General features: G+C 70.6%; 7 protein-coding genes and 1 tRNA gene. 3 read left to right on the top strand and 5 right to left on the bottom strand.

Features of this window, described 5'->3' with window-relative positions; genetic code table 11:
- The coding region (locus G3I65_RS41695; protein WP_160700969.1) for a hypothetical protein at positions 1 to 493 on the top strand (493 nt) is incomplete at its 5' end.
- Here the strand turns inward: G3I65_RS41695 and G3I65_RS41690 are convergent.
- Positions 486 to 1262 (bottom strand): SDR family oxidoreductase, encoded by a 777-nt coding sequence (locus G3I65_RS41690; protein WP_160700968.1) that lies wholly within the window; start codon positions 1260 to 1262, stop codon positions 486 to 488. The two genes, G3I65_RS41695 and G3I65_RS41690, sit on opposite strands and share 8 nt — an antisense overlap.
- 129 nt (positions 1263 to 1391) lie before the next feature.
- On the opposite strand from G3I65_RS41690, the gene G3I65_RS41685 reads away from it, so the two are divergent.
- Positions 1392 to 2510, top strand: coding sequence for a hypothetical protein (locus G3I65_RS41685; protein ID WP_160700967.1), 1119 nt, complete (start codon positions 1392 to 1394; stop codon positions 2508 to 2510).
- A 58-nt stretch (positions 2511 to 2568) separates the two neighbouring features.
- Here G3I65_RS41685 and G3I65_RS41680 read toward each other — a convergent pair.
- The 3 genes from G3I65_RS41680 to G3I65_RS41670 form a co-directional block, all read right to left on the bottom strand.
- Positions 2569 to 2655 (bottom strand) — tRNA-Ser (locus tag G3I65_RS41680).
- A gap of 99 nt (positions 2656 to 2754) precedes the next feature.
- On the bottom strand, positions 2755 to 3183 hold the full coding sequence (locus tag G3I65_RS41675; protein WP_160700966.1) for a nucleoside deaminase: 429 nt from the start codon (positions 3181 to 3183) through the stop codon (positions 2755 to 2757).
- A 23-nt stretch (positions 3184 to 3206) separates the two neighbouring features.
- Positions 3207 to 3689, bottom strand: a complete 483-nt coding sequence (locus G3I65_RS41670) for a tRNA adenosine deaminase-associated protein (RefSeq protein WP_203612659.1) — start codon at positions 3687 to 3689, stop codon at positions 3207 to 3209.
- A gap of 77 nt (positions 3690 to 3766) precedes the next feature.
- Between G3I65_RS41670 and G3I65_RS41665 the strand changes: the two genes are divergently transcribed.
- Entirely contained in the window at positions 3767 to 4996 is a 1230-nt protein-coding gene (locus tag G3I65_RS41665; RefSeq protein ID WP_160700965.1) for a M20 family metallopeptidase, read from the top strand.
- Here G3I65_RS41665 and G3I65_RS41660 read toward each other — a convergent pair.
- Positions 4993 to 6939 (bottom strand): phosphocholine-specific phospholipase C, encoded by a 1947-nt coding sequence (locus tag G3I65_RS41660; RefSeq protein ID WP_160700964.1) that lies wholly within the window; start codon positions 6937 to 6939, stop codon positions 4993 to 4995. The genes G3I65_RS41665 and G3I65_RS41660 overlap by 4 nt on opposite strands.
- Positions 6940 to 6967 lie beyond the last annotated feature (28 nt).

The raw sequence follows: 6967 nt of genomic DNA, 5'->3' as shown, positions 1-6967 counted from the left end.
CCTCGGCGTCCCGGACCCGGTGGCGGCGCTGCGGCGCCTGGACTGCGCCCCGTCCGCGATCCGCACGTCGGCGTCGACGGTCGACGCGGGCTCGCTGGTGGTGACATCGGCCCAGGAGGAGTTCCGCGCCGGCGTCGACCGCGCCGAAACCGGCGGCAGCGCGGAAACGTTCGGCACCTGGGCGGACACAGTGGATGGTCAGTACAGCGCGGCCGTCCGCGCCGCCGCCGCCACGGCCGCGCTGGGCGCCCGGATCGCCTCACGCCTGGACGAACTGGCGGAGTCGGCGGCGACGGAGGTGTGCGCGATCGCGTCCGCCGCGTCGACGTCGGTGGCCGCAGTGCTGACCGGCGACCGCTCGGCCGAGGTGGTCAGCGACGTCAGCACCGCGTGCACCGCCGTGCTGCGAACGGTCTCCGCGAAGGTGGCGTCGCTGTCTTCGCTGGCGGAGGAGCTGGAGCCGTTGACGAGCCCCGCGGTCGAGCTCAGCTGAAGTGTTCGCGCGCCCAATCTTCGAAGGGCCGCGCGGGATGCCCGGCCACCTTCGCGACGTCCAGCGAGACGGGCTCCGGATCGTCGACCAGTGACGCCCAGTGGGCGAGCGCGCTCGTCGCGAATTCCTCACCCATGTACTGCGCCAGCTGCGTTTTCGCTTCCTCTGGTGGCTGCTCTTCCCACCGGACGGGCGTTCCGAGCGCCTTGCCGATGATCTCGGCCTGGTCGGCTTGGCTCAGTGCTTCCGGACCGGTGACGAGGTAGATCTCCTGGCGGGGGTCTCCGGTGAGCGCCTTGACGGCCATGTCGGCGACGTCGCGTTCGTGGACGAGCGACCGTTTGGCCTGCCCGTACGGCGCTCTCACGACGCCGGTTTTCGCCTGCTGCGCCCAGCCGAGGGTGTTGGTGGCGAGGCCGGTGACGCGCAGGAAGGTCCAGTCGTCGGTGACGGCTCGGATGGCGGCCTCGACGTCTCCCCAGACACCGCCGTCTTCGGCCGACATCGCGGAGAGGTAGACGATTTTCTTGCCTTCGAAGGGTTTTACGGCTTCCTCGATGCCTTCGGCGGTGAAGAAGGGCCAGATGAGGTAGACGGCATCGACGTTTTCGGCGGCTTCGGCGGGGTCTTTGATGTCGCCCACGACGACCTCGACCCCTTCGGGCGCCTTGGCGGGGTCGCGAACGAGCACCCGCACGTCGACGTCCTTCAGCCCGGCGACGACGTGCCGCCCGGAGTGGCCGGTGGCTCCGGTGACGAGAACCTTCATCGAGTGCTCCTTGATCGGTGGTACCGACCACGGTCACACTTCAAGTTCCCTTCAAGTCAAGCCACGCGAAACCGGTTGTAACAATCCCCACTCGGTCGGCGACCCAGCACGCACAGCGAGGAGGTCCAAGTGCGGGAGTCACACCATCGCCCGACATCGGTTCGCGCAGCCGCTTCGCTCATGGCAGCGGTGATGTTCGCGGCCGGCTGCGGCAACAATTCCCTGACGAATACCACGCCCGGCGAAACCGCGCAGACAACATCGAGCCCGCCGGCCACCACCGCCACCCAGCCGAACTTCACGGGCATAGTATTGGCGACTTGCAGCGGTGGCTCGTCGGAGACATTGACCAGCATCAACCCGACGAACGCCGTTCAGGCCACCCGGCATTTCACCCTGGCACCGGGGGATTCCGCCGCGATGGACTGCCTCGCATCGGTTCCGACCGGCCAGGTGCTTCGCCAGCAGTTCAACCGGGACTTCACCCGTATGGCCGTCTCGACCATCGGCATGCCCGAAGGCGGCACGCACATCGGTTACGTGGACCACGACGTGCCCAACATCTTCACCAATCTGACACCACCAGCCGTCGGCTACGCAGATCCGCCGAACCAGAAGGTTCCGGTTTTCAACCCGGCAACCGGGAGGATTTGGTTCACGAGTCCCGAAGGCACCGGGTCGGTAGATCCCGATATCGGCCCACGAAGTTCGAAGATCGAATCCGCCGCGTCGGCACAAGGCACCGGAAGCGAGGATCAGCACGCAGAAATCTTCTACTTCACCCCGGATGGGAAGCTGCCGATCGGTTTGGCGACCGGTGCGTACAACATCTACTCCCTCGATGGGAAGACCGAAGTCGACTACTCGATCAACTACCGGATCGGCAACGAGGGGCAGGTCGACAATTCGATACCTCTTGCCGAGCTCTCGGACGGCTCGGAGACTTGCTGGCCGAAGTGGTTCATGACCGCCGACGCGTTCCTCTGCCTGCCAACCGATCGCACTCAGATATTCAAGATGACGATCAGCGCCGATCGCAGGAAGATCGTCCAGACCGCACTACTGCCAGGAACTAGGCAGCCGGTCAGTGACGTGGTCGCGAATCCGACCGGCACCGAAGTGGCGTTCGTCTCCTCGATGAGTGGCAGACCGGCCCTCTACACCGCGTCCACCATGGGGGACAGTGCACCGAAGAAGATCACAGACCTCGCCAGCGAGGACGGCCGTCCCATCGACTGGGTCCAGTAGTCCACGCCAACTCAACGGACCCCCGGCCAGCTGGGCTGACCGGGGGTCCGGATGAGAGCGGTGGCGGTGGGATTTGAACCCACGGACGGGATTAACCGTCACACGATTTCGAGTCGTGCTCCTTCGGCCGCTCGGACACGCCACCGCCGAGAACAATACCGGAGGGTCCGGCGTCCGCTCACGAGGGGTCGCCTGCGCCGCCCGAACGCCGCCTGACCTGGGCTCCCGGCGCCGGGCCGCCAACTCAGCGCCGCGTCGCGAAGTACGTCTCGAGCAACCCGGCGCACTGGTCCACGAGCACCCCGCCGTGGACTTCCGGGCGGTGGTTGAGACGTCGGTCACGCACCACGTCCCACAGCGACCCCACCGCGCCCGTCTTCGGCTCCCACGCGCCGAACACCAGCCGCGCGATGCGAGCCAGCACCAGGGCGCCCGCGCACATCGTGCACGGCTCCAGGGTCACCGCCAGGGTGCAGCCCTCCAGGCGCCAGCCGTCGCCCACCACGCCCGCCGCCGCGCGCAACGCGAGGATCTCGGCGTGCGCCGTCGGGTCGCCGAGCTCCGTGCGGGCGTTGCGGGCCGCCGCCAGGGGGCGGCCGTCGGGGCCGAACACGACCGCCCCGATCGGGACGTCCGTGCCGGGGGCGCGCGCCGCTTCCAGCGCCGCCTCCACGGCCTCGGTGTCGGACGGGCGTCTCAGAGCTCGTCCAGGAGCTTGGCGAACTCGCTGCCGAACCCGCAGCGCTGCGCGACCATCTGCAGCTGCTCGTCCGGGTAGAGGTCGACCTCGCCGACGATGACCTCCAGCTCCGGCGCCGGCAGGCCGAGGTCCGCCAGCAGCCCCAGGTCGCCCTCGGGCCAGACGGAGTCGTCCTCCTCGTCCGGCGGGTCGACGCGCAGGACGTCGAGGACGTCCGCCGCGATGTCGTAGTCCAGCGCCGCCGCCGCGTCCGAAAGCAGCAACGACGGCCCACGCGGGCTCGGCCGGACGATGACGAAGAACTCGTCGTCGACCGCCAAGAGCCCGAAGGCCGCACCGGTGGAACGTAGTTTGCCCAGCTCCGTGATCGCCGCGTCCAGTTCGGTCAACGCCCCCGGGTCGAGCGCACTGCACCGCCACCGACCGTCTTCCCGGACCACGGCCACCGCGAAGCCCGTGACCGGCTCATCCACCGCCATGCGCACACCGTATTCCGCTGCCCGACCGAACGCACGCACGGTGCGCCCGAAGCGCCGCATGGGGCACTATCGGGACCATGACCGGCCCCACTGACCTGCCCACCCTCCCCGGCACCCCGTTCGCCGGGCTGCTCGACGACGCGCGAGCGCTGCAAGACCGCACCGTCGCGCTCCGCCGCGCCGTCCACCGCCGGCCGGAGCAGGGCCTCCACCTGCCGCGCACCCAGGCGGCGATCCGGGAGGCGCTCGCCGACCTGCCGCTGGAGATCACCGAGGGCAAGGCCACGACGTCGCTGACGGCCGTCCTGCGCGGCGCCCGGCCCGGTCCGGCCGTGCTGCTGCGCGGCGACATGGACGCGCTGCCGCTGACCGAGGAGACCGGGCTCGACTTCGCGTCGGAGGACGCGGAGTCGATGCACGCGTGCGGGCACGACACCCACGTCGCGATGCTGGCGTCCGCGGCCCGGCTGCTCGCCGGGCGGGCGGATCAGCTGGCCGGCTCGGTCGTGTTCATGTTCCAGCCGGGCGAAGAGGGCCACCACGGCGCCCGGTTCATGATCCACGAAGGCGTGCTGGACGCCGCCGGGACGCGGGTCGAGCGCGCGTTCGGCGTGCACATCCTGGCCAACGCGCCCAGCGGGCTGCTGCAGCTGCGGCCCGGCCCGCTGATGGCGTCGGCGGACTCGTTCACCGTGCGCGTCACCGGCAAGGGCGGCCACGGCTCCGCGCCGCAGCACACGATCGACCCGGTGCCGGCGGCCGCGGCGATGGTCGGCGCGCTGCACACGATGATCACGCGCCGGGTCAGTGTGTTCGACCCCGCGGTGCTCTCGGTGACCCGGATCCAGGCCGGCACGACGTCCAACATCATCCCGGAGACCGCCGAGCTCGAAGGGACCATCCGCACGCTGTCCGAGCAGACGCGCGCACTGGTCCGCGCCGAGCTGCCCAAGGTGTGCGAGCAGGTCGGCGCCGCGTACGGCTGCCGCGTGGTCGCCGACGTCGAGCCGGGCTACCCGGTCACCGTCAACGACGACCGGATCGCCGCCGAGGTGCTGCGCCTGGGCGCGACCGTGCTGGGGCCGGAGAACGTCGAGCTGCTCGCCGACCCGCTGATGGGCGCCGAGGACTTTTCCTACGTCCTGCAACGCGTTCCGGGCGCGTACGCGTTCCTCGGCGCGTGCCCGCCCGGCGTCGACCCGGCCGAGGCCGCGGCGAACCACTCCAACCGCGTCGTCTTCGACGAGGACGCCATGCCGAGTGGCGTCGCGATGCTGGCTGCTTTCGCCTTGGACTCCCTCCGTTAAGGCCCGGTGCGCGACGGGCGGCCGTCTTCCAGGTGGCCCGCGAAGCGGCGGCGCCACCCCGGGACCTCGAACGCGACGTCGTACCAGCCGTTGCGCGTCGGCACGGGGAAGTCGCGCGAGCCACCCGGCGGAACCACGACGTCGTTCAGCGTGACCGGCGACGGCCCGCTGTTGGTCACTGTCACCCGCAGCGCGGGCGTGCTCACGAAGGTGACGGCGGCGTCGAGACCGGGACCGCCGGAGGCTTCGACGACGAAGCCGTTCGGGCCGTGGATCGCGATGTCGTACGCCCCGCCGTGCGGGATCCGGCCGGTGACCTCCCCGTTCGGCGGGACGTCGAAGCGCTGCGGCGGGCCGCCGGCGTGGTAGGCGTACGCGGCCAGCTGCAGCGCCTGCGTCCCGTGGTTGGCCAGGTGCAGCGTCAGCGTGTTCGGCTCGACGGACGCCCACGCGACCGGCTGGTACGACAGCGGGCGCGCCTTGGCCGTGCCGGGCTCCTGCACGAGCGCGCCCGGCCGGACCCGGGGCTTCGGCAGCTTCGGCTGCCTCCGGTCGGCCTCGGCGCGCAACGCGTCGGCGTCCGGCAGCAGCGGGATCGTCGTGTCGTGCGCGCGGAAGTCGAAGCAGCTGGTCAGGTCGCCGCAGATGGCCCGGCGCCACGCCGAGATGTTCGGCTCGCGCACCCCGGTCCACGTCTCGAGGAAGCGCAGCACCGACGTGTGGTCGAATACCTGCGAGTTCACCCAGCCACCGCGGCTCCACGGCGAAACGACGGTCATCGGCACGCGCGGGCCCAGCCCGATCGGCGCGGGCGCCCCGGACGGCTCGCCCTTCTCCGGCCGGTTTCCCGGCAGGTACTCGCCGGGGGTGCCGGGTGGTGGCACCGGCGGGACGACGTGGTCGAAGAAGCCGTCGTTTTCGTCGTAGTTGATGAAGACGACGGTGGATTCCCAGAGCTCCGGCTTGTCCCACAGCGCTTTCAGCATCCACTGGACGTAGGCGGCGCCGTCGACCGGGCGGGCGGCGGGGTGCTCGCAGTAGCCGTACGGCGCCACGACCCAGGACACCGCGGGCAACGTGTTCGCCGCGCAGTCGGCGAGGAAGTCGGCCAGCACGTGGCCGACGTCCTTCCCCCGGCCCGAGTCGGGCTTGAGTTCCTTGCGCAGGTTCGCGCGCTCGGCCAGCCGCCGCTTCACGGGGTCCGTCGAGTGCAGCGCGTCGTGGTAGTTCCGGAACAGCCACAACGGGTTGTCGCCGTAGTCGCCGACGAAGTGCTCGGGGACGCCGCGCTCTTCGTCGTTCGCGTAGATCCGCCACGAGACGCCCGCCGCCTCGAGCCGTTCGGGGTAGGTCGTCCAGCGGAACGAGGGCTCGTAGTCCGGCGCGTTGCGCGTCGCGGGGCCGCCGGCGACGCCGTCCGGGTCGATCGTGCCGGTCCAGTGGAACAGCCGGTTCGGGTGCGTCGGGCCCTGGAGCGAGCAGAAGTAGTTGTCGCACAGCGTGAACGCGCTCGCCAGCGCGTGCTGGAACGGGATGTCGTCGCGCGTGAAGTACCCCATCGTCATGGGGCTCTTCGCCGCGATCCAGCCGTCGTACGCGCCCCCGTTCCACGCGCGGTGCGTGCTGTTCCAGTCGTGCGGCAGCTCGCCGAGGTCCTGACCGTCCACAACGGACGTGTCGATCCGGAACGGCAGCACCGGGTCGCCGTCGCCGCGCTGGCGGAAGACGTCGCGAAGCGCCGCGCGGTCGCCGAAGCCGCGTACGCCCGCCATGGTGCCGTAGTAGTGGTCGAACGACCGGTTCTCCTGCATCAGCACCACGACGTGGCGGACGTCGTCGATCGTGCCCTTCCGCGACGGCGGGGCGCACGCGGCGGACAGCGCGCCGGCCACGGTGACCGCGGCCGCGCCGCCCAGCACCGTGCGCCGCCGGATCCGGCTCATGCCCACCTCCTCGTCCCCAGGTCAGCGG

Origin of the sequence: Amycolatopsis sp. SID8362 (assembly GCF_010550475.1) — a bacterium.
GTDB classification, from domain to species: Bacteria; Actinomycetota; Actinomycetes; order Mycobacteriales; family Pseudonocardiaceae; genus Amycolatopsis; species Amycolatopsis eburnea.
Note: the sequence above shows the minus strand (reverse complement) of the source record. Positions and strands in the feature narration are given on the sequence as shown.

Coding starts and splice junctions, on each gene's coding strand:
- G3I65_RS41690 (WP_160700968.1), bottom strand. CDS start 1,262: ATGAAGGTTCTCGTCACCGGAGCCACCGGCCACTCCGGGCGGCACGTC.
- G3I65_RS41670 (WP_203612659.1), bottom strand. CDS start 3,689: ATGGCGGTGGATGAGCCGGTCACGGGCTTCGCGGTGGCCGTGGTCCGG.
- G3I65_RS41665 (WP_160700965.1), top strand. CDS start 3,767: ATGACCGGCCCCACTGACCTGCCCACCCTCCCCGGCACCCCGTTCGCC.
- G3I65_RS41660 (WP_160700964.1), bottom strand. CDS start 6,939: ATGAGCCGGATCCGGCGGCGCACGGTGCTGGGCGGCGCGGCCGCGGTC.